Source organism: Bradyrhizobium sp. USDA 4541, from assembly GCF_024171085.1.
Taxonomy (GTDB): Bacteria; Pseudomonadota; Alphaproteobacteria; order Rhizobiales; family Xanthobacteraceae; genus Bradyrhizobium; species Bradyrhizobium australafricanum.
On the sequence record NZ_JALJZF010000001.1, the window covers coordinates 8,065,835 to 8,090,136 of the forward strand.

A 24,302-nucleotide genomic window follows, 5' to 3' on the forward strand; every position below is an offset into this window, starting at 1 on the left:
CGCGGGCACCTTGATGGAGCAAGCCATGAACGACCGATCCGCCCTCGAGCCGACCGCCGTACAAGGAAGCGTGCTGATTGCCGGCGTCGGCGCGTCGAACGGCCTCGGCGCCGCGATTGCGCGTCGCTTTGCCGCCGGCGGCTATCCCGTCGCGATCGCCGGCCGCAACGCCGACAAGCTCGCCGCGACAGCGGCCGAGCTGGCCGCAAGCGGCGCAACGGTCGCGCATGTGGTCGGCGACGCCTCCACGGCGGCCGACGTCGCGCGCTTCGTCGCGGCGGCCGAGCGGCTCGCACCGCTCGCGATGGCTGTGCACAATGCAGGCTCCAACCGGCCGGCACCGTTTCTGAAGGTCAGCGAGCAGCGCTTCGAGGAGCACTGGCGCGAACACGCGCTCGGCGGTTTCCAGCTGGCACAGGCCGCGATCCCTGCTTTGCTTGCGCGCGGCGGCGGCACGCTGGTCTTTACGGGCGCCAGCGGTTCGCTGCGCGGCAAGGCCAACTACTCACCGTTCGCCGCCGCCAAGGCCGCGCTGCGCGCGCTGGCGCAGAGCGTGGCGCGGGAATTCGGGCCGCAGGGCATCCATGTCGGCCATGTCGTGGTCGATGGCGGGATCGAGGGCGACCGCCTGCTGAGCATGCGTCCGCAATTGAAGGACGAGCGCGGGCCGGACGGCATGCTCAACATCGCGGCCATCGCCGACGCCTATTGGGTGCTGCATCACCAGCATCGCAGCGCCTGGACGCTGGAGCTCGACCTGCGGCCGTGGGCGGAGCAGTTCTGAACGCGCTGCGCCGCCCTCCCGCCCGTGAATATAGGTTGCGATCGGCCGGAATCTTGTCAGCTTATGCGGCAAGGTCCGTCGAGATCGCACCCTGTCCCGGGAGAAGGCCATGTCGCAGCCCACGCCGATCCTGCACCATTTCGATCAATCGCCGTTCTCCGAGAAGATCCGCATCATCTTCGGATTCAAGAAGCTCGCCTGGAGCTCGGTGCGGATCTCGCGGATCATGCCGCGGCCGGACCTGATGCCGATGACCGGCGGCTATCGCCGCACGCCGACGATGCAGATCGGCGCCGACATCTATTGTGACACCCAGATCATCATCCGCGAGCTGGAGCGGCGCTACCCGACGCCGACGCTGTTTCCGGCAGGCAATGCCGGCGTGCCCTGGGCGCTCGGCATGTGGGCCGACCGGCCGTTCTTCCAGAACACGGTCAACCTCGTGTTCGGCTTCGTCGGCGACAGGGTCCCGCGGGATTTCATCGAGGATCGCGAGAAGTTGCGCGGCGGCAAGTTCGACGTCGCCGCCATGACCGCGGCGCTGCCGCAGATGCGCGACCAGTTCCGCGCCAATATCGACTGGATCGAGGCGCAACTCGGCGACGGCCGGCCGTGGCTGTTCGGCGAGTTCAGCCTCGCGGACGTCAGCGCCTACATGAACGTGTGGTACGCGCGGCAGAGCCTCGCCACGATGGACGAGATCATGAATTCCTTTCCGCGCGTTGTGGCATGGGAGGAGCGCATCCGCGCCATCGGCCACGGCACGCGCACCGAGATGTCGTCGGCCGACGCGCTCGAGATCGCGGCGAAGGCGCGGCCGGAGTCGCCCGTGTTCGGCGACCCCAGCGACCCGAACGGTCGCAAGCCCGGCGACGTCGTTGCCGTGATGCCGGATGACTACGGCAAGATCCCGGTGCGTGGCGAGATCATCTCGCTGTCGGCGCAACACATCGCGATCCGCCGGTCGGATGAACGCGTCGGCGAGGTGGTGGTGCATTTCCCGCGCGCCGGCTTCCTGGTGGTCCCGGGCTGATTGGCGCAGGCTGCTCCGAAGCGGGCCTGGAAACGCTGCGTTTCGCGGCGTGACCTTGCCGGCCCCCTGAACCGGCAATAGTTCCCATCTATCTCCAACCCAAGGCTCCACAGCGCAGGCTTGCGGATCGATCCGCAGCAACCCGACCTTTCGGCCTGCGTGCGATGGGTGGCCCGTGGCGGATGCTCCGCCACGCCGACAACCGGACTGACCATGACGACCTCCGTCGAATTCGGGCTTGATACGTTTGGCGACGTCACCAACGACGCCGCCGGCACGCCGCTGCCTCATGCCCAGGTGATCCGCAACGTCGTCGACGAAGCGGTGCTGGCCGATCAGCTCGGGATCGATTTCATCGGGCTCGGCGAGCACCACCGCGCCGATTTTGCGATCTCCACGCCCGAGACCGTGCTGGCGGCAATCGCGGCACGCACCCAAAACATCCGCCTCGGCTCGGCGGTGACCGTGCTGAGCTCGGACGATCCGATCCGCGTCTTCCAGCGCTTCGCCACGGTCGACGCGGTCTCGAACGGCCGCGCTGAGGTGATCCTCGGCCGCGGCTCCTTCACCGAGTCGTTCCCGCTGTTCGGCTTCGACCTCAGGCAATACAACGAGCTGTTCGAGGAGAAGCTCGATCTGTTCACCGAATTGCTCAAGCAGGAGCCGGTGACCTGGCAGGGCAAGCTGCGGCCACCGCTCAAGAACCAGTCGGTCTATCCGCCGGTCGAGCACGGCCGGCTGAAGGCCTGGATCGGCGTCGGCGGCAGTCCCGAATCGGTGGTGCGCGCGGCGCATTACGACCTGCCGCTGATGCTTGCCATCATCGGCGGCGATCCCAAGCGCTTTGCACCTTATGTCGACCTGCACCAGCGGGCCTACCAGCAGTTCGGCCGCGAACCGAAGCCGATCGGCGTGCACTCGCCGGGATATGTCGCCGAGACGGACGCGCAGGCACGCGAGGAGCTGTGGCCGGACTACAAGGTCATGCGCGACCGTATCGGCAAGGAGCGCGGCTGGCCGCCGATGGGCCGCGACGAGTTCGTGGCCGAGGCCGAGCACGGCTCGCTCTATGTCGGCGCGCCGGAAACCGTTGCTCGCAAGATCGCGGCGACCGTCAAGGCGCTCGGCGCGGCGCGCTTCCAGCTGAAATACTCGGCGGGCCCGCTGCCGCACGACAAGCTGATGAAGAGCATCGAGCTCTATGGCCGCGAGGTGGCGCCGATGGTGCGCGAGATGCTGGCCGCGTGACGCGCCAGAACCGGCATGACAAAGCAAAACCCCCGGCGTTTTCGCGCCGGGGGCTCTGTTAGATCGCAATCAGATCAACCGGTATTACCAGTTGCGCTGAGCGCGGAGCAGCAACATGTAGGTGTTCTGGTCCTTCAGCTCGTAGATTGCGCCGGGCTTGCCGATCGTCGGGCTGCCGGGGAAGGCGACCGTACCGGCGAAGCTCTGGTCCAGACGGGTGTAGGTGAAGTCGGCCGAGAAGGTCAGGTTCTTCACCGGGGTCCACTGAGTCTGCGTGCCGAGCTGCGCGATGCTGTAGTCGGGGTTGCAGGACGTCAGAGCCGAACCAGCACCGAAGAAGTTGCTGAGCGAGCCACCCACGCCGTTGCCGGCCGGACCGCAGATGTAGCCCTTGGCCGTGCTGTTGTAGTTAACCTGGGCCCAGGCACCGTAGATGCTGGTGTTCCAGTTCGGATTCCAGTTGTGCACGTAGGCACCGCGGAAGCCGTAGGTCGTGATCAGCTGCTGCTGACCGCCGGTCACGAAGATCGAGTCCGGCGCGATGCCGAAGCCGATGCTCTGATAGGCGCCCGGAACGTTGGTTCCGCCGAAGATGGTGTTGCCACCAGCCGAACCGGCGAGGTCCTGGATGTTGTAGCGGGTTGCACCGTTGGTGTAGACACCCTGCAAGTTGATGGTGTCGCCAGGTCCGGTCGGGATGTTCTTGATCGACAAGGCCAACGCACCGGCCCAGCCCCACTTGTCGTCCGGATGACCGGTCAACTCGGTGCCGCCGTAGTAGGCCGCGTGGTTGTTATGCGCGGCGAACGATGCCTGGAACAGACCCCAGGCCTGATCGACGCGCAGCATCGCGACGAGATCCGGAGCGATCGTGCCGGCGTAGTCGCTGATACCGAACACGTTGGTGTTGCCGGGAACGCCGAAGGTGACCGGCGCGCCGAGGTTGACCACGCCAGCCTGATAGTAAGCCGTCTGGTCCTGAGCCGACAAAGACAGCGACACGCCGTTGCCGAACTGCGCGGTGTAGGTGAACTGGTTCACACCAGTGATCGTGCCGCCGCCGCCGACGAGACCGTCGTAGCTGTTGCCCGGGTAGTTGGCCCACGGAGCCGAGAACTGCGAGACCGCCTTACCGATGGTGAAGCCGGCGAACTGAATGAATGCGTAGTAGACACCGACCGTACCAGCGGCGACGTTACCAGAGCCGGCATTGTTCGGAGCCGCAGACGTACCGATCGGCGAGTAAACGGTCGAGCCGTTGCCCAGACCGGCATAGTTGTCTGTCGTCCAGGAGAACGTCGCATCGAAGAAGGTGCGGACCACGCCGTATTCGGTCGCGGTGCGCGTATCGATGTTCAGATCTTCACGCGAACGCCAGGTGTAGCCGTTGGTGAAGCGGTTGTTCGCACCACCAGCACCCGAGGTGTTGCCGGTGTGGTCCGAGTTGGTGTTCGCCAGAACGTCGACGCGCAGGTAGCCGCCCAGCTTGATACAAGTGTCGGTGCCCGGGATGTAGTAGAAACCGGGACCATACAGGGAGCAAACCTTCACGTACTCGACCGCTTTGGCCTTGACGGGAAGATCGGCCGCCTGAGCTCCGCCGACCGCGACGAGAGCCGCCGCCGAGCCGAGGATAAGGCTCTTAACCATCTTCATGTTAAACCTCCAAGTTGCTCTATCTCAGGGAAGGTTCCGGATCCGCCGGGTAAAACACCCTCAGGTTGGTTCCCTTGTCCCTTAAATCCCCGCTTAGTCGCTTCGCGTCTTCGGACACACCCGCATGAACGCGAGGGACTTAAGCGAACCACCTAGAACGGGACGACCTCGGGATGCCCCCCTCCGTCGTAGTTCCATATGAGACAGAAGGCCCCCGATCACGCAACAAAAGACCGCTCGGTTTGGGGCGAGTTGCGGCTGTTTTCGGGCAAATGTTGCACAAATATCACGGACTTTTGAATTGCGGCATTTCCGCAAGCCATTGAAACAAAATACGAATATTTCAGTTACCGCTATCGGGCACAAGATTGGGCAACACCACGCGGAACGGTGTGCAAAACGCGTAGTCCTACTGAGAAAGCGATTGCTGAAGCCGGCTTCGGCAGCGCTGATTCCGGTATCCGGGCACGACGTTTCGGCCCAAAACGCCGCGATTTGAACAACATAACCCGCCCTGAATATTGTCGACTCGCGCCTGGAAGGGCTTTCCGATGGCTCGGAGCAGGCCGAATGACGGCGGGCGGTTCGCCACGCATGTGCAGTAACGATGCTACATGTCACTGGGATGTCAGCACGCAGAATCGGTCGATTTGTTCTCCGCAGCTCCAGCGCGCTGAAATATCTCTACTGCGCGCGGCGCACCCGCAAGGCTCGTCTCCGACGGAGCCGCGTCGCCCTCACTCGTCCAAAATGTCCAGGAGATCCTCGATCCGCTCGAAAGGCGGCTCGTGTATGTTGTCCGAATAGAACACGCGATCGCCGTCGCGCTGGAGCGAACGTGCTCTGGATTTGGGCAGCCTCCCGGGAAGGAACGTCGCCGCGACGGCCTCCGGGCCGACATCGAGCCTCACGATCCCTCGCCGCTTGCAATCGATCCTGAGCCTCGCCGCGGCGAAGAAGTCCCGCCCCGCCGACGGCAGCCTGCCGAAGCGGCGCGAGGTCTCTTCCTCGAGATCCTCCAGATCGTCTTCGCTCCGGCACCTCGCGGCACGGCCATAGATTTCAAGCCGCACGGATTCCGATTGCACATAGCTCCTGGGCAGCAGATCCGCGAGCGGAAGGTTGAGATCGGGCACCCACATATCGGCGGACCGGTCGTTGGTCTTCTCCGAGGCTTGCTTCAGAAGGTGGCTGTAGAGCACCGGACCGAAAACCTGCACGTGGCCGGATTGCCGCTCCGAAAGCAGATCCCCGGCGCCTCTGAGGTCGAGATCCCGCTCGCTGATCGCAAAACCGGCGCCCGGTCTGCTGAACTCCTCCAGAGCGGCCAAACGCCTCCCGGATTGTTCCGAACTGGATTCGGTCAGCATGTATGCGAAGGCTCGTGTCCCGCCGCGTCCCACCCGGCCTCTGAGCTGGTGGAGCTGTGCCAGACCGAACTTTTCCGGCCAGCAGACCACGATGGTGTTCGCCCGGGGGATGTCGAGACCGCTTTCCACGATGTTGGTCGCCAGGAGGACGTCCGCCTCGCCTTCGACGAAGCTCATCATTCGATCGTCGATTTCGTCGACGGGTAGCTTGCCATGCAGGCAGACGATGCGGAGCTCCGGGGCCATCGACTGCACGCGCGCCAGCATCGGATCCAGATCCTGGATGCGCGGACAGATCAGAAAGCTTTGCCCGTGACGTCGCTGCTCGCGCAGCAATGCTGCGGCGATGGCGGCGTCCGAGAGCGGAGCGATCTTGGTCGCGACCGGAAGCCGATGAACGGGCGGGGATGCGATCACGCTCAGCTCCCTGAATCCCGCAAGGCCCGCCGCAAGTGTGCGCGGAATCGGCGTGGCACTCATCCACAGCGTATGGGCGCCCTTCGCCAGCCCTGAAAGCTTCGCCTTCTCGGCCGCGCCGAAGTGCTGCTCTTCGTCGACAATGACCAGGCTCAGCTTGGCGAACCTCACGTCCTTCGATGCGATCGCCTGCGTGCCGACCACGACCTTCATCTTGCCGCTTCGCAGGCCCTCCTTGGTCTCCTTCATCTCCGGAGCCGACGTCGCCCGCGACAGGCTTCCCACTTCGATGCCAAGCGGAGCAAACCGTTTGCGGAAGGTTGCAACGTGCTGCCTTGCCAGAACAGTCGTCGGCACGACGACGGCGACCTGCTTGCCCGACAGCGCAACGGCCGCCGCCGCGCGCAATGCCACCTCGGTCTTGCCAAACCCGACGTCGCCGCAGACGACCCGATCCATCGGATGACCGGACGCCAGATCATCGAGGACGTCGCGAATTGCCTTCGCCTGGTCGACGGTCGTGAAATACGGAAAGCGCGCGACGAACCGCTCATAGGCGGGACCGGGAGCGACCAGCTTGGGAGCGCGCCGGCGGCGCCGTTGCGCGATGTGTTTGGCAAGCGCCTTGGCGGCAGTCTGGATTTCCCGCTCCGCCTTGCCACGCCGCGTCCACCACGTACTGCCATCGGCCCTGTCCAATGCCAGCTTGCCGAGCTCCGCGGCATACGGCCAGATCAGCGCAAGATCGGCCGGCGGAACGAGGACGGCATCATCCCCCGCGAATGCCAGCCTGATCATCTCGCGCGATGATCCCTTCCCCATATCGAAGGTCTGCAAGCCATCGAGCACGGCCAGCCCGCGCTGCAGATGCACGACGACCGCGCCGCGCTCCGGCACGTCGGGATGATCGAAAGCCGAGCTCCAGGCTCGCGCCATGGGCTGCGGATGATGCGCCCTGCTGCCGAGCACGTCGGTCGCCGTCACGACGACGAGCGGCTTGCGCCCTGAGCCGATGAAGCCGGTGTCGAAGTCGGCCAGCAGCGCGCCTTCGCCGCCCCGCCCCTTCGCCGCCTCGTTCCAGTCGGCGAAGCGCTCCGCCTTGATCCCGCTCATTCGCTCCATCGCGCGCAGGTCATCTTCGACCGCCGCGACAAACAGCAGCCGCGATCCGGCGCGCTCGGTGTCGGCGACAAATGCGCGAAGAGCCTTCCGCGATGAGGCGACCTTCGAGAAATCAGGCGTGGCGGTGAAAGCTGCCTTTCGGGGCAGCGAGCTCATCCGTTTGGTCAGCCGTTTCCAGTCAGCGGGCCCCAGATACTCGCGCTCCGCCTCCCTGCGGCCGGCCGCCTCCTTGATCGTGCTCAGCCAGCTATCGGCGTGGCCCGAAACGCCGGCGTCCGCGATCCAGCGCGCGCGCTGACAATAATCCGGCAGCGCCGCCCGCTGTGCCCGCTTGCCTCCCAACGCGATCCGTTCGGACATCGGGTCGATGTGCAGTTCCTCCGCGTCGAACACGACGTCGTGCTCGTCCGGATCGACACCGGCGATTCTGCGGATCACGCCACCGGAATGCTCAATTCTGAACGGCCCCAGCGCGCCCGCGGGAAATACCTCGAACGTCATTCCGTGGAACAGAGCGCTGCCGGGATAATCCGCCTCTTCGTCGAGATCGTATCCCAGAGCTTCCAGACGATCCTTGAGTTCCTGCTCGGAATAGCCCGCCCCCACCTTCAGGCTGATGCTGAGGCGCGCCGAGCTGGCGGGCAACGGCAACCGCTCCATGATCGCCTCGGCCGTCGACACCAGGAAGACCGGCTTCTTGCTCCGGGCGAGGCGCCTCAACACCGAACTGCGCCGGCCGGCGATCTCTCGTGACGGCTCCAGCCCGTCAAAGGGCAAGGTATTCAGCCTCGGGAACACCAGCACCTCGAGCGAGGGATCGAGCGAATGCAGCACGCTGCCCAGACGCTCTGCCCTGTTCTCGCTTTCCGCAAGGAAAACGATGCCGTCCCGCCCGGACTTCTTCCATTGCTCGAGAAGATGAAGCGCCAGCATGCCAAGCGGTGAGGAAGACGAGATCCCGGAACGCGCCGATCCCTTGCTTTTCTTCTTCGCGCCAGCAGCAGCGCGGGCCTTCTTGGTATTCGCCACGTCAGATCCGTCGTTATGTCGTGATTACGATCGCCCGTTGACCTGGATCTCCGGGCGACTCGGGGCTTGTCGCCCGCCGCCATGGAAGCGAAAGCGGCACAGATTTCCAGCCAAGCCGGCCCAATCCGCCCGAAATGGCGGCGGGGCGGCCGGCAAAAAACGATTCCTCTCTTGAAATCAACGGCTTGCTTGCTGGCTGGGGCGGGAGGGATCGAACCTCCGAATGGCGGAATCAAAATCCGCTGCCTTACCGCTTGGCTACGCCCCAACGCGCCGATCGAAGGCCACGTCGGTCTATAGGGTGAGTCCCGCCATTTCAACAGGGCGGCGATCGAAAAGGCACGAAAGCCGCAGGATGATGACGGTACTCTTATTATAAGGCGACGCCGCGGTGGCCGAAACAGACCGTGCGATGTCCGTTCGGACTGTTGAGAGGGCGCCGGTTTCATGGGATGACAATTTGCAAACGCCTCGTCGGGAGTAACGCCATGACCTACCGTGCGCCGATCAACGATATCCTGCTGTCCCTCAATCACGGTGCGGGGCTCGCTGCCGCCGTGGAGGCCGGCCACTACGGCGATTTCGACGGCGACATCACCGCTGCGGTGCTGGAAGAAGCCGGCAAGTTCGCGTCCGATGTGCTGGCGCCGCTGAATCGTGTCGGCGACGAGCACGGCATCAAGCTCGACAACGGCAAGGTGACGACGGCGCCGGGCTGGCCCGACGCCTACCACCGCTGGACCGCCGCGGGCTGGAACGCGGTCTCAGGGCCGGAAGCATTCGGCGGCCAGGGCCTGCCGCTCGCGGTCAACGCCGCCTGCACCGAGATCTGGAGCGCGTCGAACGTCGCCTTCGGCCTCTGCCCGCTGCTGACGCTGTCGGCGATCGAGGCGCTCGATGCCCATGGCAGCGCCGAGCTGAAGAAGACCTATCTCGAGAAGCTGGTCACCGGCGAGTGGACCGGCACGATGCAGCTCACCGAGCCCAATGCCGGCTCCGACGTCGGCGCGCTGCGCACCCGCGCCGAACGCGCCCCCGACGGCACCTATCGCATCAAGGGCACCAAGATCTTCATCACCTATGGCGAGCACGACATGACCGACAACATCGTGCATTTCGTGCTTGCGCGATTGCCAGATGCTCCCTCGGGGACCAAGGGGATCTCGCTGTTCCTGGTGCCGAAATTTCTGGTCAACGCCGACGGCTCGCTCGGCGATCGCAACGACATCCATGCCTCTGGCGTCGAGCACAAGCTCGGCATGCACGCATCGCCGACCTGCACCATGACGATGGGCGATAAGGGTGGCGCGATCGGTTATCTGATCGGTGAGGAAAACCAGGGCATGCGCTGCATGTTCACGATGATGAACCAGGCCCGCCTCGGCGTCGGCCTCGAAGGCGTCGGCATTGCCGACCGCGCCTATCAGCAGGCGCTGGCCTATGCGCAGGAGCGCAGGCAAGGCAAGGCGATCGGCCACAAGAGCGACGGGATGGATCCGATCATCGTGCATCCCGACGTCAAGCGCATGCTGATGCAGATGCGCAGCATGACGGCGGCGGCGCGCACGATCTGCTACGCCACCGCGGTCGCGCTCGACGTTTCGGTGCGCGCCAGGGACGCCAAGGTGCGCGCCGAGGCCGCTGCCCGCGGCGCGCTGCTGACCCCGATCGCCAAGGCCTTCTCCACCGACATCGGCAACGAGGTCGCCTATCTCGGCGTGCAGATCCACGGCGGCATGGGCTTCATCGAGGAGACCGGCGCCGCGCAGCATTATCGCGACGCCCGCATCACCTCGATCTACGAGGGCACCAACGGCATCCAGTCGATCGACCTCGTCACCCGCAAGCTCGGCGCCAATGGCGGCGCCTCGGTCTGGGCGCTGCTGGACGAGCTCGCTGCCGTCATCAAGCAGGTCGAGACCTCCAACGATCCGGCGTTCGGCACCACGGGCGCCAAGCTGCGCGACGCCCACGCCGCGCTGGAGCGCACCAGCAAATGGCTGCTCGAGCGCCTCGCCTCGGCGCCGAACGAGGCACTGGCCGGCGCAACGCCCTATCTGCGGCTGTTCGCCGCAACGCTCGGCGGCTGCATGCTCGCCGGCGAAGCGCTGGCCGCCAAGGCGAACGGCGAAGCCGAGCCGCAGCGCTATGTCGCGCTGGCGCGCTTCTTCGCCGAGAACATCGCCGTGCAGGCGCCGTCGCTGGAAAAGACCGTGACCGAAAGCGCCGAGGCGGTGACCGGCGCGGATGCGGTGCTGGCGGGGTAGGACACTCTCAGCTATCTCGGCCGTCATTGCAATGTTCGTGGCATGCCGGTTTGACGCACAAGTTGCGCCTCACTCGCCGTCGTCCCTGCGAAAGTGTTCGGTCCCGTGTGATTGGCGAGGGCCTGGATTGGCGCCAGGTAGCCGAGGCATTTGAGGCGGGTCCGATTGTAGTCGTGGACGAACTTGGCGATGAAGGTGTCGCGGTCGGCGTGGTTGACAAAGGTACGGCGGGCGCTGCCCCGTTTGTGTTCGCGGCCAATGGCTTCGGCGATGCGCCGGTTGAAGCGTTCGACGAGGCCGTTGGTCTGCGGATGGTAGGGCTTGGTCAGGCGATGCTCGATTGCGCGCTGCTTGCAGAGCCGATCAAAGGGGTGGTCACCGGAAGGCTTCCCGACCGGTTTGTTCTTCTTGTCGACGGCGAAGCGGTCGGTGAACTCGGCTCCGTTGTCGGTGAGGATAGTGTGAACCTGGTGCGGAAAATCAGCCAGGAAGCGCTTAAGGAAACCGGTCGCGGTCGCTCCGTCCCGCTTGGAATGGACCTCGACAAAGACGTAGCGGGTGGCTCGGTCGATGGCGACAAAGGCATAGCTGGTGCGGCGCTGCAGTGCCGGCAGATACTTCACGTCGATATGGATGAAGCCGATACTGGCATTCTCGAAGACGCCGGCTTTGGGCTTGTCAGGCTTGGCAAGCCGGCTGATGCCGTTGCGCTGCAGGCAGCGGTGAATAGCACTACGGGACAGCTTGGCGTTGATGCATCGCCGCATCACCTCAACGATGTCGTCCAGCGGCAATTGGAGCGATGTCCGTAGTTCACAAACGGCCCTTTCTTCAACCGCGGAGAGGCTGGTCGTGAGGTTCTTCGGCCGGTGCGAGCGGTCTTCGACCGTCGTGCGGCTGCGCCAGCGATAAATCGTGGTCTCGCTGACCCCCAGTTCGGCCGCCAATTGGGCGACCGACTTCCGGCTGCGCTGGATGTAGGCACGTGTCTTCGGCGTCGTCGTGGCGTTCGCGTGCAAGCTCAGTTCCATGACACGAGGCGCTCCCTAACAAAGGCCACGCCTCGTTCTACACCGATTCCATCCAACCAATCTGCAGGGACCAAACACGAAAGCAGGGACCCATAACCACAGCCTTCCGTTGTTGAAACGAGCTGCCGCTCCAGCGTTGCAAACCAACCGGCACTTGTGGTTATGGGTCCCGGGTCGCGCTTCGCTTGCCCGGGACGGCATCGAGTTTTGCGCCGACCGCCGAATCATACGTTTCGTCAGCGATCCGCGCGAAACGCGCGAAATTCCTCCGGGCCGTCGAGCAAGTCACGCTTGCGCGCGGCCTGATCGAACTGGCTGGCGGAATGATCTGCCATTGCGTTGATGGCCGTGCCGGCCAAGTTCTGCGCACGTCGCCGTTGATCGTCGTGCCTCGACCGAATATCCCGATCCACGGCTCGCCGACGACAGACCTCATCGGAGAGACGTTCCTGGAGGCATCCGTTGCCTCGATAAGATCGCTGCGTCATCTTGCACGATCCTTCCAGCAGGATCGGTACGGGCTAGGTCTCCCGTGTGCCGCCTGCTTGCTGTGGAGATTGTGGTGATTGCCTTGGCGCCGAAGGTTTGGACGCCGGGAATTTGGGTTTCCGCGGAGGCGCCGCGATCAATCCATCCCGTATCGCTTGCTTGCGGGCAAGCTTGCGGGCTCGCCGCACGGCCTCGGATTTCTCTCGAGCCCTTTTTTCCGATGGCTTTTCGAACGATCTGCGGCGCTTCATCTCTCTAAAGACGCCCTCGCGCTGCAACCTCTTCTTTAGAACTCGAAGCGCCTGGTCGATGTTGTTGTCCCTGACAAGAACTTGCAACGGATCACCTCTCTCGCGGTACAACGCACTTTGAATGAACAAGACCAGAGCCCGCTCTATCAATGACAGAGCGGGCCGCACTGCCATTCCAGTACATCCGTGGAACGGCAGCCGACCGACAACGTCGCGGAAGCTTCAGCCGCGGTGCTACAAGCACGCGTCCTCGCTTTCATCCGACGATGTCTTTGGAAAAAGGTCCTGCGGGACCGATCTACAAGGCTCAAGGCCAGTCGATCCACCACAGCTATGCACTTATCTCGGCTATGCAAGGCACCAACCGCAGATCGTGAGAATCATATCCGACGGTTCAGCCACGGCGAGATCGTGGCTGAACGGCGATGGCGGCTTGACCGCGAACGCGAAAAGTGGTTCCCCAAAAATCTCCATCGTTGCCGAGTAGCAAATTCGCTCCAACAGGCGCAGAGTACGGCGCTGCCGGACGACTGTTGAGCGCCGGCACCTGAGAGCCTGGGCAGCTCCCGCCACCAAAGGGAGCCGAAGATGGCAACCCGCTTCTATTTCGATATCCGCAACGGCGAGCAACTCTATGCCGACAAACAGGGCATCGAGCTACGCGACGAGGAAACTGCCGCGCACGAAGCGATGCAGTCATTGCTCAGCATAGCCAAGGAGAACCTGCCTTTGGATAAACACAGGCTGCTGGCGTTTGAGGTCCGGACGGACGAAGGGCCGCTGTTTCAGGTCAGTCTCAGTCTGGGTATCACAAGGTGCTAACTGCCGCGCTGCGCAGCCAAACTCAAGAATCCAGCCGGCAACTGCGCCAAGCGATAGCCACCTCAAGCACGGGCCCGTCGCCGTCCCGGACCTCGATGGCAATCTGATGGAAATTGTGACCGCGAAAGGAATCCCGAATGACGTCGGCCAAGGCGCGCGCAGCCTCCTCCTGAACCGCACCGAAGTTGGACATCTCCATGCCCTCTTCGTCGATCGCCAGGCCGCCGCCGTCACGAAGATCGAAATAATAGCGCGTCATCGGCATGGTAATTTACCCCGGCTCTCGATTGTTCCTGCGAAGACCGGGGAATGTGGCCGGTGAGGACAGTGGCGCGCGAGCCGTCCGGGTGAGTCATGACCGCAAAAGCGAGAGAGTTCCTTGATTTCTGGATTGAAAACAGCGTCCACGCTGCCGAGCAATATGGAACGCCGGGTGCCTCGCAGGACGTTGCCGAGTTGGCGCGCCGGTGCATCGAGATGGCGGGACAGCAAGGCCTGACGGAACAGGATCTGCGTGATGCGGCCGGCGATATCACTGACTACATCAGGATCAGACTGAAGGCGGCGAACAGGAAGGAAGCCGATCGTCCCAAATAGTTCGGGCCACGGCCTGGCTTCGCGGCCTGAACTGGCGGCCGAGGCCGCGAAACAACAGGTCCGCTTCAGCAACGTATCAGCGACGGACTCGACGTGCGTGATTGCGCGGCTTAACGCACGATGCGCTTGACCCGTTTGGTTCTCTTGGCAGCCACAGATGCCGTGCCAGCGGGTGCAGAGCCAGCCTGCGCGGCGGCCGCCTCGGCGTCACGCGCTTCACGGAGAGCCCGCAGACGCACCATGTTCTTGCGCACGGCGATCGCATCGCGCTCGACTTCAGCGATTGCCTGCGCACCGGCCTCGGCGGCAAGCCGGTGGCGTTGGGCCTTGGCCAGGCGCTCGGCAGAGAGTTCTTCCGGCTTCTTGGCCATGAGCGAATGAGCCCTTTGAAAAGCAGCGAGACCCGCTCAACCCATCAGAGGATCGAGCGGGCCGCGGCTGTCATCCCAGTACATCCGTGGAATGACAGATCGATTCAAGCCAGCCGAAGATCTTCGGCGCTGGTCTTGCCACGCATCTTGTCGACCTTGAGTTCGAACGACAGCTTCTGGCCCTCGGCGAGACCGCCAAGTCCGGCCCGCTCGACAGCGCTGATGTGAACGAACACGTCATTCGTGCCATCATCGGGCTGAATGAAACCGAAGCCCTTCTGGCCGTTGAACCACTTCACAGTACCTGTAGGCATTTGTCTTCTCCAAAGCGGACGCACGTGAATTCGCGCTTGGTTCCGCATCATCCTTCAACCGACGATGTTCTTTGGAAAAGGGCCGCTTTGACCATTCAACAAGGCACAACGGCAAATCGAACGCTGCAAGCATACACACTTAATCCGCTAGGGCAAGCTCGGAAGCGCCGTCGATCGGGGCGAGCGGAGCTTCACCGAGCTGCCGTTCCGATAAACCGAACCATGTTTCACGTAAGGGCTTGCGCCGCCGCGCAACTCGGTGATCGGTGACGCGGACGCAAATCGCGATATTCAACCGCCCGAACTTTTCGCCTTGCGTGGAACTCGCTTGGCGCGCGTCTGAACACTTGCTTTTGCCGCTGCCGGTTCCGTCGGGCGCGTGATCGGAAACGTCTCCCGCATATGCGCTGCCAGCATTGCACAGTAATCGGTCGCGAAACGAGGCAACGGACGCCGCTTGTCCCATGAGATGGTCAGAGGCTCCTGCAACACGCGGCGCCTGTGCGTGAGACCAACAATCCTTAATTCGTAGCGCCAGCACTGAAGCTGGGAGGGAACGATCGCGACGCCGTGCCCCGCCTCGGCCAGTGCCAGCAAGGTGTGCGGACTGCGACTCTCGAACGTGATCTTCGGTTTCAGCCCCGCCATACGGCTTGCCGCATCGAAAGCACGCCGAAATCCGAACCCGCTGTCCAGCAGCAGCAACGGAAGTTCGGCGAGGTCAGCGATCTCGATTGTGCAACGGGGACCAAGCGGCATCGACGGATGACAAGCAGCCAGTAACTGTACGGAGCCAAGCGGAAGGCTGCCGAAGTGCTGCTCGTTCAGTCTGACGGCGTGCAGCAAATTTTGGCCGAGGTGAACTTCCCCGCGTTCCAGCATCGCCAATATCTCGCTGCCCGTCCCCTCCCTGATCCTGATCTCGACCCTGGGATATCGCTCCGCGTACCGGTGGAGAAAATCTGACAGCACGCTCTCGATGTGTTGCGGCGAGCCGGCGATCCTCAAGACCCCGGTATCTCCTTGGCGAAGCAGCTGAGCCTGCTCTTTCAGCGAATTGACGCTGTTGAGCAGCAGACGGCAGCCCGCAATCAACTGCTCGCCTTCGCCAGTCAATAGAAGCCGGCGCCCGACGCGGTCGAAGAGCTGCAAGCCGAGCTCCCGTTCGAGACCGATGATTTGCCTGGACAGGGCGGGTTGCGCGACACGCAACCGCAATGCGGCCTTTGAGACGGTGCCGAGCTCGGCCACCGTCAAGAACGTGAGGGCCTGTTGAAGGTTCATGCCCGCTTATACCATTCGAGCATAAGGTTCGTGAAAATATATGTATTGGACGTATTTCGAAGCCTCGTGAAGAGTCCTGTCAGGCTGCGGCTTGCCGCACAGGCACGGCACCGGAGGAGGCTCCCATGAATTCTGGAGGCAAGATGGCTCTGGTCATGTTGAGTTGTACCGCTATCGGCGCTCTTGGCAGCGAAGCGCTGCATGGCGAAGCCAGGCCGCCCGCCTATTTGATCGGCCAAATCGAGGTCACCGATCCCGATGGCTATGCCAGGGAATATCTCCCGAAGGCGAAGGAGATCATCAGGGCACATGGCGGCAAGTTGATTGCGGCTGCCGGCGCGGCGGCAACCGGGTCGCAGGTCGTTGCCGTCGATGGAGATCCACCCAAGCGCGTCGTCGTCTACATGTATCCGAGCATGGAGGCGCTTTGGGCCTGGCGACACGATCCGGCCTACGTGCAGGTTCGGGCCGTCGGCGAGAAATACGCGAGGTACCACACATTTGCAGTTGAGGGCTCTGTCGCCAATTAGCGCTGACCACGCCGTCGATCGCTGCGACCTGCAACGTGTGCCACCTAGTTGCGAAACACCAGGCACCGACCGCCGACTGCCTCCAACCGGGCGCACAGCTGGTTAGCTCGCTCACGGGTCGTCTCGGCGACCCGGAGCAGATACCAGGTGGCCGAGCCTGGCCCGGCCATGCGCGATCTCAGAACGAGCGGTGCGCGATCGCCGAGCACGGATGCAAATCGTTTCTGAAGTTGCTGGTAGTCGGCGAGTACGCGCGATTGCGACGGGCCGCCGGCCAATTGAAGTCCCCAGGGCCCCCACGCAGCTTGCTGCGCGATTGTCACGGACTCTCTTGGGCCCGCGGGAAGCGCCCGAACGAGCATGCCGCGCACGATGTCACCGCAGGCCATGGCCGCGTCGGTGTGGACCCGATCCTCAAGCGAACCCTGCGCCCATTCCTCGGCGGACCTGCCGGTGATGATCCTGACATAAGCGCGCGTTTCGCCTGGCAGGCTTCCACGTCCCGCCAACCAATCCTGAACCCGCCGTGGACCACCATTATAGGCGGCCGCCGCAAGGCCGAGATTGCCGAACTGCGCGCGCAGCTCGCGGAGCCAGCGCGCGGATTCCTGCAAGGCAGGCAATGGCTCGAACGGGTCGGCCAGACCGCGCCACCGCGCAGTACCGGGCATGAACTGGGCGATCCCCTGGGCACCGGCCGAACTGACCGAGTTGGGATCGAAATTGCTTTCCTGCCAGATCAGCCGGACGAAGAAATCCGGCGGCAAGTCGTTCTCTAAAGCAGCCTCCTCCAACGCCTTGCAGTACTGCTGCGGCCCATCGAGCTTTGGACGCAAAGGTGTCGGCGCCGGCGACGGAACGGATGACGATTGCTGATCGGACGCCAACCGATCGGCCTCAGCGTTGCGCACTGCGGCGTTGGTATCCGGACGAGACGTTTCCGTTTGCGATGTTTGTGCCTGCGCCAGCTCTGCGCGCTGCGCGGAGGGCGTTACCGCTGGATTGCCGGGAGGTTGGGCGTTTGCGACGGGGACGAACAGCAGCAGGCAAGCCGAGCCGATAGCCGCTGGCAAAATCGATCGATGAACCCGCCGCGGCCCGAAAATCGACTGCATAAAGCGATCATCAAATTGGATGCATTCGCAGAATCATATCATCGGTGCCGACCGGGCGGCCAGAAAATTTGCTGCCTAGCGGTTGGACAGGCTTCCAACGATCGATGCGCGGCGGGACAGTTCGATCCAGTTGCCATCGGGATCGAGGATCATGGAAATCCGCGCGAGCTCGCCGAGCGTCACCGGCGCAAGGCCTTCCCGCACGCCCTTGGCGCGCAACTCGTCATGCACGGCGTCGATGTCGGCGACCTGCAGCGTGATGTAGCGCCAGCCGCGCGCACCCCGAACCGGATCGATGGTTGCGGCGCGATCTTCCCTGAGCAGGATCAGACTGTCGCCGAGGCGAAACGCCGGACCATCAGACCATGACTGCTCGGTGAAGCCGAGGATGTCGCCGTAGAACCTGCGATGCGCGGCAAGGTCGCGCACCGCCATCGTGACGGCGATCTGGGTGATGCCGTCATGTCCGGGCGCAACCAGGCAAACGCTGTTGCCGTCGGGGTCGGCCATGCGTTGCGGTGCGTCGACGCCCGCGCGCGCAATGATCAGTTCGCGATAGCCGCTCGGCGCCACATCCGGCAGCGGCTCGACATGATGGTTGAGCTTGATGACCGAACCTTGCGCGTCGTGCCGGTACTGCTTCTGCCCGCGGCGGATCGGCTGCACATGATCGAAGCGAAGTCCGGCCTCCTGCTGCCAGAACCGCAGCATCGGTTCGAGATCGTTGAAGGAAAGGCCGACGTCGATCACGTTCTTTGCCAGTTGCATCTGCTCCCGCCTTCGGATGAAGTGCACCACGATGGATTAGCTATGCGAGGATCAAGTCACCAACGCAAGCACCACGATCACTGTCGCAGGTCGGCCGGTGCACCTGCCTGAAACAGTCAATCCAGTGAGGACCGATATGCAAGCAGGCCTCGTTCAGACCTTTCGCGCTTTTGCGTACAATAATGCCTGGGCCAATCACCGCCTGCTCACGGCCTGCGCCGGTCTCAGCCAGGCGGAGTTCGCCGCCGCGCGGACCGGGTTCTTCCCGAGCCTGCAGGCGACGCTCAACCACATTCATGTCATCGATCTCTTCTACATTGATGCGCTCGAGGGCGGCTGGCTCGGGCCGAAGGCGTGGGCCAACGAGGTGCCCTACCCGTCAGTCGCCGCGCTGAAAGACGCCCAGCGCGCGATCGATCAGCGGTTGATCGTGCACTGCGATGCGCTGACGGCTGAGCGGCTCGATGATGTGGTGAAGATCAATCGCGACACGAGCGTGCAGACCGAGCGGCGCGACCGCCTCTTGATGCATCTGTTTCAGCACCAGATTCATCATCGCGGCCAGGCCCATGCGATGCTCTCGGAGACCACGGTGAAGCCGCCGCAGCTCGACGAATTCTTCGCCGCCGGCGAAGCCCCGCTCCGGGCAGCCGAGTTCAGGGATCTCGGCTGGAGCGAAGCCACCGTGTGGGGCGGCTGATGGTTCCGCCCGCCATCGGCGATGCGGTTCCTGATCCGGAACGAGGTCTTGAAACCCGGCGCCTCCACGCTCACCTCTGGTAAAACGTGGGGAACTCTATCCGATGCCATTCGCCAATCACCGGGGCCAGCGTATCCATTACACTGTCGAGGGATCCGGGCCGCTGATCGTGCTGCAGCACGGTCTCTTGCTCGACGCCGCGAGCTGGAAACAATGCGGCGTGGTCGACGCGCTTGCCGATCGCTTTCGCGTCGTCTGCGTCGATTCGCTCGGACATGGCCTGAGCGACAAGCCCGCCGATCCGGCGCTCTATAATCAGGCGCAGCGTGCCGGCGACATCGTCGCCGTGATCGACGATCTCGGCGACGAGCGCGCCCACGTGGTGGGACATTCGATGGGCGGCTGGGTCGCGGTCGGTGTCGCCCGGTTTTTCCCGGCACGGCTGGCGTCGCTGGCGATCGGCGGCTGGGACTTTCTCACCGGACTGCCGCGCGGCAACGCCGGCCCGCTGACCTATGGTGCCTTCATCACCTTTGCCCGCCGCACGGTGCCGGAGCTCGCCGAATGGGTGACGCCGGATCTCGAAGGCGGCGTGCGCGCCTGCTTCAATGCGCTCGGACAGGTCGATGGCGCCAAGGACGCGGTGCTGTCCTCGCGCGTGCCGGTGCTGCTTTGGAACGGACAGGACGACGGGCCGCATGCGCCGATGCAGCGCTTCGCCGCGGAGAACGGCCTCGATGCGATGTCGGTGCCCGGCGATCACCTCGGCGCGCTGTTTCAGCACGGCGCCGCGATCGGCCGGGGCATCGGCTCGTTCGTCGGTCGCGGTTAGAGCGTTTAGGTAGAACAGCGCCCCCGACTCCGCTGTGCTCCCTCTCCCCGTTCTTCACCCGCTTGCGGGGCGAGGTGAAGCGTCCCGCGCTACGCCGGCTCCGGCATCCCTGCCAGCAACTTGTCGAGCGTGATCGGATAGTCGCGCACCCGCACGCCGGTCGCATTGTGGACCGCATTGGCGACCGCGGCGGCGACGCCGCAGATGCCGAGTTCGGCGACGCCCTTGGCCTTCATCGGCGATGAGATCGGATCGATCTCGTCGAGGAAGATCATCTCCTGATGCGGGATGTCGGCATGGACCGGCACCTCATAGGCAGCAAGGTCGTGATTGATGAACAGGCCATGACGCCTGTCGACGACGAGATCTTCCATCAGCGCCGCGCCGACACCCATGGTCATCGCGCCAATCACTTGGCTGCGCGCCGCCTTCGGATTGAGGATGCGGCCCGCCGCGCAGACCGCAAGCATCCGCCGCACCCGGATTTCAGCCGTGTCGGCGTCGACGCCGACCTCGACGAAATGCGCGCCGAAGGTCGACTGCTGGTAGGTTTTCGCGAGATCGCCGTATTCGATGGCATCCTCCGCCACGAGGTCGCCGCCGCCGGCGGCCTGCGCCAGCGGCACGCTGCGATTGCCGGAGCGGACCACGCCGTCGGCAAACACCGCCTCCTCGGAATTGAAGCCGAGCTTCTGCGTAATGGCCTCGCGCAGCTTGGTGCAGGCGGCATAGACGCCGGCGGTGGAATTGTTGCCGCCCCACTGCCCGCCCGAGCCGCAGGACACCGGGAAGTCGGAATCGCCGAGCCGCACCGCGACCTTCTCGAGCGGCACGCCCATCATCTCGGCCGCGGTCTGCGCGATGATGGTGTAGGAGCCGGTGCCGATGTCGGTCATGTCGGTCTCGACGGTCACGATGCCGTTCTGGTCGAGACGAACGCGTGCCGCCGACTTGGTCACGAGATTGTTGCGGAACGCCGCGGCGACGCCCATTCCCACCAGCCAGCGCCCGTCACGGACGGCGCCGGGTTTCGGATTGCGCTTGTCCCAGCCGAACCGCGCCGCGCCATCGCTCAGGCACTGCACCAGTTGCCGCTGCGAGAAGTGCCGCTCCGGATGCTCGGGGTCGACCTGGGTGTCGTTGCTGATGCGCAGCACGACCGGGTCGATGCCGAGCTTCTCGGCGAGTTCGTCGATCGCGATCTCGAGCGCCATCATGCCGGAGGCTTCTCCGGGCGCGCGCATCGCATTGCCCTCCGGCAGATCGAGCGCCGCAAGCCGCGTCGCCGTCATCCGGCTGGCGCCGGCATAAAGCAGCCGCGTCTGGCTCACCGCCATCTCGGGCTCGCCGTCCTTGACGTTGCCAGACCAGCTTTCGTGGCCGATCGCCGTGATCTTGCCGTCACGCTCGGCGCCGATGCGGATGCGCTGGATCGTCGCCGGACGGTGCGTCGTGTTGTTGAACATCAGCGGACGTTGCAGCGCGACCTTGACCGGCCGGCCGGCCGCGCGGGCGCCGAGCGCGGCGAGCAATACCTCGGCGCGCAGGAACAGCTTGCCGCCAAAGCCGCCGCCGATATAGGGCGACACCAGACGGACATTCTCCTTGGCGATGCCAAGCGTCTTCGCCATATCCTCAGCGCCCCAGGCGATCATCTGGTTGGAAGTCCAAACCGTGAGCTTGTCGCCGTCCCAGGCCGCGATCGAAGCATGCGGCTCCATCATCGCGTGGCCCTGATCGGGCGTGGTGTAGGTGGCATCGAGCTGCACGGGCGCACCAGCGAAGGCGGCGGCGAAATCGCCGACGGCGCTATCGGCCGGGCCGCCGAATGATGGGTGCGGCGTGACGCCCTTGTCCCGCTCCGCGGCGAGATCGAACTTGCCGTCGCCCTTGACGTAGTCGATCCGGACCAGTTGCGCCGCGGCCCGCGCCTGCTCGAAGGTCCCGGCGACGACGACGGCGACGGCCTGGTGATAATGCGCGATCTCCGGCCCGCCGAGCAGCGGCGCCGCATTGCGCTCTCCTTTGCCAAGCTTGCCGGCATTGTCCGCTGTGACGATGGCGAGCACGCCCGGCGCAGCCTTGGCCGCCTCGAGATCGATCGAACCGATCCGCCCCTTGCCGATCGCCGAACCGACCACGTAGCCATAGGCCTGGTTGGCCGCGACGTCGTGCCGCTCATAGGCGTAAGGCGCGGTGCCGGTGGTCTTCAGCGGCCCGTCGATCCGGCTGGTCGGGTGGCCAATCACCTTGAGCTGGTCGATCGGATTGAAGGTGGCAGGATGTTCAAATCGCATGATGTCAGGCCCTCTTCTTAAGCCCTGGATCTCAAGCCCTGGCCTCGCGCAGCACCGCCGCCAGCGTTCGCTCGGCGAGCGACAGCTTGTACGCATTGTCCTTGGTCGGCTTCGCATCGGCGAACAGGCGCGCGGTGACGGCCTTGGCGCCAGCAGGCAATTCCGCCTCCGCCGCCTCGACGCGCCACGGCTTGTGCGCCACGCCGCCGAGCGCGACGCGGCCGGTGCCGTCGCGCTGCACGATCGCGGCAACCGAGACCAGCGCAAAGGCATAAGAGGCGCGGTCGCGCACCTTGCGATAGGCCTGCGCGCCGCCGACCGGTTTCGGCAGCACCACCGCGGTGATCAGCTCGCCCGACACCAGGCTGGTTTCGATCTCGGGGCTGTCGCCGGGCAGACGATGCAGCTCGGCGATCGGGATGCTGCGCGTGGTGCCGTCGGGCCGCACCGTCTCGACGACGGCGTCGAGCGCGCGCATCGCCACCGCCATGTCGCTCGGATGGGTCGCGATGCAGGCGTCGCTCACACCGACCACCGCATGCTGGCGGCTGAAGCCGCCGATCGCGGCGCAGCCGCTGCCGGGCTTGCGCTTGTTGCAGGGCAGATTGGTATCGTAGAAATAAGGACAGCGCGTCCGCTGCAGCAGATTGCCCGCGGTCGTCGCCTTGTTGCGTAATTGGCCGGAGGCACCGGCGAGTAGCGCGCGCGACAGCACGCCGTAGTCGCGCCGCACGCGCATATCGGCGGCGAGATCGGTGTTGCGCACCAGCGCGCCGATCCGCAAGCCGCCGTCCGCGGTCTCCTCGATGCGGTCGAGCGCCAGGTCGTTGACGTCGATCAGATGCGCCGGCGTCTCGATCTCGAGCTTCATCAGGTCGAGCAGATTGGTGCCGCCGGCGATGAACTTGGCGTTCGCGGTGCCGGCGGCGGCTGCGGCCGCCGCGCCCGGCGAGGCGGCGCGCTCATAGCTGAATGATCTCATGCGCTCCTCCCGGCGACCTCGCTGATCGCCTCGGCGATGTTGGAATAGGCGCCGCAGCGGCAGATATTGCCGCTCATGCGCTCGCGGAGCTCGGCATTGGTCAGTCGCAGCGGCGCATTCAGATCCGCCGTTACATGGCTAGGGATGCCGGCCTTGACCTCGGCAAGCACTGCGACCGCCGAGCAGATCTGGCCCGGCGTGCAATAGCCGCATTGATAGCCATCATGCTCGACGAATGCCGCCTGCAGCGGATGCAGCCCGTCCGGCGTGCCGAGCCCCTCGATCGTCGTGATCTCGTCGCCCTGATGCATCACGGCGAGCGTCAGGCAGGAATTGATCCGCCGGCCGTCGACGATCACCGTGCAGGCGCCGCATTGGCCGTGGTCGCAGCCCTTCTTGGTGCCGGTCAGATGCAGGTGCTCGCGCAGGGCATCGAGCAGCGTGGTCCTGGTGTCGAGCTCGAGCTGGTGGGTTTCGCCGTTCACGTCAAAGGATACTCTCGTCATCACGGGCGCTCCGGTCGGGGCAGATTGGGCGGCCGCAGGCGGCGGCGCGATCGACGACGCCGCAAGCGAGGCGGCCCCAACAATCAACAGATGGCGCCGCGATAGTTCCAAACGTCCGGAGATCTGCATGCCGCCGCTCTCCTCAAGTCAGCCGCACGCGGAACCACGACAACGACGTGTCGAGGTCTGTTCGGCCTGTCAGTAAAGGGGGGAATGCCGCGAACAGCGGAATGTTTCTCGCGGGGAAGTTAAACTCGTCGCGAGCGCCACGGGCGCGGCGGGCGGGCAGCATCGGCGCCATCGTGGCGCGGGCGGAAGGCAGCATCGCCGTGCGCCTCCGCGCCTACGACCAACGTCCCCTGCCCGCAATCGCAAGATTTATCTGCATTGCGCCGTTCTCATGCTCGCCCACAGGGAAAAGCGGCCCGGAACACGCTGGAGCTCTTGGGGCTTGCACCGGATCATGTAGGATAGCGGGTACGACCTC

General features: G+C 64.5%; 24 protein-coding genes and 1 tRNA gene. 9 read left to right on the forward strand and 16 right to left on the reverse strand.

What is annotated here, in order from left to right; translation table 11 throughout:
• Window positions 1-25: 25 nt before the first annotated feature.
• The 3 genes from J2R80_RS38640 to J2R80_RS38650 all read left to right on the forward strand — a co-directional run bounded on the left by J2R80_RS38640 (window position 26) and on the right by J2R80_RS38650 (window position 3,065).
• Complete coding sequence (locus J2R80_RS38640; protein WP_076824473.1) at window positions 26-784, forward strand: SDR family NAD(P)-dependent oxidoreductase; 759 nt, start codon at window positions 26-28, stop codon at window positions 782-784.
• A gap of 109 nt (window positions 785-893) precedes the next feature.
• Complete coding sequence (locus tag J2R80_RS38645; protein ID WP_076824397.1) at window positions 894-1,817, forward strand: glutathione S-transferase family protein; 924 nt, start codon at window positions 894-896, stop codon at window positions 1,815-1,817.
• 213 nt (window positions 1,818-2,030) lie between these two features.
• On the forward strand, window positions 2,031-3,065 hold the full coding sequence (locus J2R80_RS38650) for an LLM class flavin-dependent oxidoreductase (RefSeq protein ID WP_141343047.1): 1,035 nt from the start codon (window positions 2,031-2,033) through the stop codon (window positions 3,063-3,065).
• An 84-nt stretch (window positions 3,066-3,149) separates the two neighbouring features.
• On the opposite strand, the gene J2R80_RS38655 is transcribed toward J2R80_RS38650, so the two are convergent.
• From J2R80_RS38655 to J2R80_RS38665, 3 genes are all read right to left on the reverse strand, one after another.
• Window positions 3,150-4,721 (reverse strand): porin, encoded by a 1,572-nt coding sequence (locus J2R80_RS38655; protein ID WP_057015232.1) that lies wholly within the window; start codon window positions 4,719-4,721, stop codon window positions 3,150-3,152.
• A 737-nt stretch (window positions 4,722-5,458) separates the two neighbouring features.
• On the reverse strand, window positions 5,459-8,563 hold the full coding sequence (locus tag J2R80_RS38660) for a DEAD/DEAH box helicase (protein WP_253641066.1): 3,105 nt from the start codon (window positions 8,561-8,563) through the stop codon (window positions 5,459-5,461).
• A 289-nt stretch (window positions 8,564-8,852) separates the two neighbouring features.
• Window positions 8,853-8,927 (reverse strand) — tRNA-Gln (locus J2R80_RS38665).
• Window positions 8,928-9,147: 220 nt separating this feature from the next.
• Here J2R80_RS38665 and J2R80_RS38670 point away from each other — a divergent pair.
• The gene (locus J2R80_RS38670; RefSeq protein WP_253587652.1) at window positions 9,148-10,926 is read left to right on the forward strand and encodes an acyl-CoA dehydrogenase; all 1,779 of its coding nucleotides are present in this window, start codon (window positions 9,148-9,150) and stop codon (window positions 10,924-10,926) included.
• A 23-nt stretch (window positions 10,927-10,949) separates the two neighbouring features.
• Here the strand turns inward: J2R80_RS38670 and J2R80_RS38675 are convergent, their stop codons facing one another.
• The 3 genes from J2R80_RS38675 to rpsU form a co-directional block, all read right to left on the reverse strand.
• Complete coding sequence (locus J2R80_RS38675) at window positions 10,950-11,957, reverse strand: IS481 family transposase (protein ID WP_253640441.1); 1,008 nt, start codon at window positions 11,955-11,957, stop codon at window positions 10,950-10,952.
• 236 nt (window positions 11,958-12,193) lie between these two features.
• The gene (locus J2R80_RS43355; RefSeq protein WP_256520744.1) at window positions 12,194-12,316 is read right to left on the reverse strand and encodes a hypothetical protein; all 123 of its coding nucleotides are present in this window, start codon (window positions 12,314-12,316) and stop codon (window positions 12,194-12,196) included.
• Window positions 12,317-12,478: 162 nt separating this feature from the next.
• Window positions 12,479-12,784 carry a 30S ribosomal protein S21 gene (gene rpsU / locus J2R80_RS38680; RefSeq protein ID WP_075968627.1) on the reverse strand — a complete coding sequence of 102 codons (306 nt, stop codon included), beginning with the start codon at window positions 12,782-12,784 and terminating at the stop codon, window positions 12,479-12,481.
• Window positions 12,785-13,285: 501 nt separating this feature from the next.
• Between rpsU and J2R80_RS38685 the strand changes: the two genes are divergently transcribed.
• On the forward strand, window positions 13,286-13,519 hold the full coding sequence (locus J2R80_RS38685; protein ID WP_057015230.1) for a DUF6894 family protein: 234 nt from the start codon (window positions 13,286-13,288) through the stop codon (window positions 13,517-13,519).
• 22 nt (window positions 13,520-13,541) lie between these two features.
• On the opposite strand, the gene J2R80_RS38690 is transcribed toward J2R80_RS38685, so the two are convergent.
• Window positions 13,542-13,784, reverse strand: coding sequence for a DUF6894 family protein (locus tag J2R80_RS38690; RefSeq protein ID WP_082653668.1), 243 nt, complete (start codon window positions 13,782-13,784; stop codon window positions 13,542-13,544).
• Between the two features lie 89 nt (window positions 13,785-13,873).
• On the opposite strand from J2R80_RS38690, the gene J2R80_RS38695 reads away from it, so the two are divergent.
• Window positions 13,874-14,116 (forward strand): hypothetical protein, encoded by a 243-nt coding sequence (locus J2R80_RS38695; RefSeq protein WP_057015229.1) that lies wholly within the window; start codon window positions 13,874-13,876, stop codon window positions 14,114-14,116.
• A gap of 110 nt (window positions 14,117-14,226) precedes the next feature.
• Here the strand turns inward: J2R80_RS38695 and J2R80_RS38700 are convergent, their stop codons facing one another.
• From J2R80_RS38700 to J2R80_RS38710, 3 genes are all read right to left on the reverse strand, one after another.
• Window positions 14,227-14,487 (reverse strand): hypothetical protein, encoded by a 261-nt coding sequence (locus tag J2R80_RS38700; protein WP_253640442.1) that lies wholly within the window; start codon window positions 14,485-14,487, stop codon window positions 14,227-14,229.
• A gap of 104 nt (window positions 14,488-14,591) precedes the next feature.
• Window positions 14,592-14,801, reverse strand: coding sequence for a cold-shock protein (locus J2R80_RS38705; RefSeq protein ID WP_028339489.1), 210 nt, complete (start codon window positions 14,799-14,801; stop codon window positions 14,592-14,594).
• Between the two features lie 291 nt (window positions 14,802-15,092).
• Window positions 15,093-16,085, reverse strand: coding sequence for a LysR family transcriptional regulator (locus J2R80_RS38710; RefSeq protein WP_057015227.1), 993 nt, complete (start codon window positions 16,083-16,085; stop codon window positions 15,093-15,095).
• Between the two features lie 125 nt (window positions 16,086-16,210).
• On the opposite strand from J2R80_RS38710, the gene J2R80_RS38715 reads away from it, so the two are divergent.
• Window positions 16,211-16,615: a DUF1330 domain-containing protein gene (locus J2R80_RS38715; RefSeq protein WP_229191173.1), complete on the forward strand. Its 405-nt coding sequence runs from the start codon at window positions 16,211-16,213 to the stop codon at window positions 16,613-16,615.
• Between the two features lie 44 nt (window positions 16,616-16,659).
• On the opposite strand, the gene J2R80_RS38720 is transcribed toward J2R80_RS38715, so the two are convergent.
• Window positions 16,660-17,730 (reverse strand): lytic transglycosylase domain-containing protein, encoded by a 1,071-nt coding sequence (locus tag J2R80_RS38720; RefSeq protein WP_253640443.1) that lies wholly within the window; start codon window positions 17,728-17,730, stop codon window positions 16,660-16,662.
• A 75-nt stretch (window positions 17,731-17,805) separates the two neighbouring features.
• Window positions 17,806-18,498 carry a VOC family protein gene (locus J2R80_RS38725; protein ID WP_253640444.1) on the reverse strand — a complete coding sequence of 231 codons (693 nt, stop codon included), beginning with the start codon at window positions 18,496-18,498 and terminating at the stop codon, window positions 17,806-17,808.
• 136 nt (window positions 18,499-18,634) lie between these two features.
• Here J2R80_RS38725 and J2R80_RS38730 point away from each other — a divergent pair, with 136 nt between their 5' ends.
• Window positions 18,635-19,198 (forward strand): DinB family protein, encoded by a 564-nt coding sequence (locus J2R80_RS38730; RefSeq protein WP_057015223.1) that lies wholly within the window; start codon window positions 18,635-18,637, stop codon window positions 19,196-19,198.
• Between the two features lie 103 nt (window positions 19,199-19,301).
• On the forward strand, window positions 19,302-20,030 hold the full coding sequence (locus tag J2R80_RS38735) for an alpha/beta fold hydrolase (protein WP_028334486.1): 729 nt from the start codon (window positions 19,302-19,304) through the stop codon (window positions 20,028-20,030).
• An 89-nt stretch (window positions 20,031-20,119) separates the two neighbouring features.
• Here J2R80_RS38735 and paoC read toward each other — a convergent pair whose 3' ends face one another.
• From paoC to J2R80_RS38755, 4 genes are read right to left on the reverse strand one after another with little or no spacing between them, the layout of a single operon-like run.
• Complete coding sequence (paoC, locus tag J2R80_RS38740) at window positions 20,120-22,327, reverse strand: aldehyde oxidoreductase molybdenum-binding subunit PaoC (RefSeq protein WP_253640445.1); 2,208 nt, start codon at window positions 22,325-22,327, stop codon at window positions 20,120-20,122.
• 31 nt (window positions 22,328-22,358) lie between these two features.
• The gene (locus J2R80_RS38745) at window positions 22,359-23,309 is read right to left on the reverse strand and encodes a xanthine dehydrogenase family protein subunit M (protein WP_253640446.1); all 951 of its coding nucleotides are present in this window, start codon (window positions 23,307-23,309) and stop codon (window positions 22,359-22,361) included.
• Window positions 23,306-23,944 carry an aldehyde dehydrogenase iron-sulfur subunit PaoA gene (gene paoA, locus J2R80_RS38750; RefSeq protein WP_229191168.1) on the reverse strand — a complete coding sequence of 213 codons (639 nt, stop codon included), beginning with the start codon at window positions 23,942-23,944 and terminating at the stop codon, window positions 23,306-23,308. Before paoA ends, J2R80_RS38745 begins: the two co-directional genes overlap by 4 nt.
• A 13-nt stretch (window positions 23,945-23,957) precedes the next feature.
• Complete coding sequence (locus J2R80_RS38755) at window positions 23,958-24,140, reverse strand: hypothetical protein (RefSeq protein ID WP_253640447.1); 183 nt, start codon at window positions 24,138-24,140, stop codon at window positions 23,958-23,960.
• Window positions 24,141-24,302 lie beyond the last annotated feature (162 nt).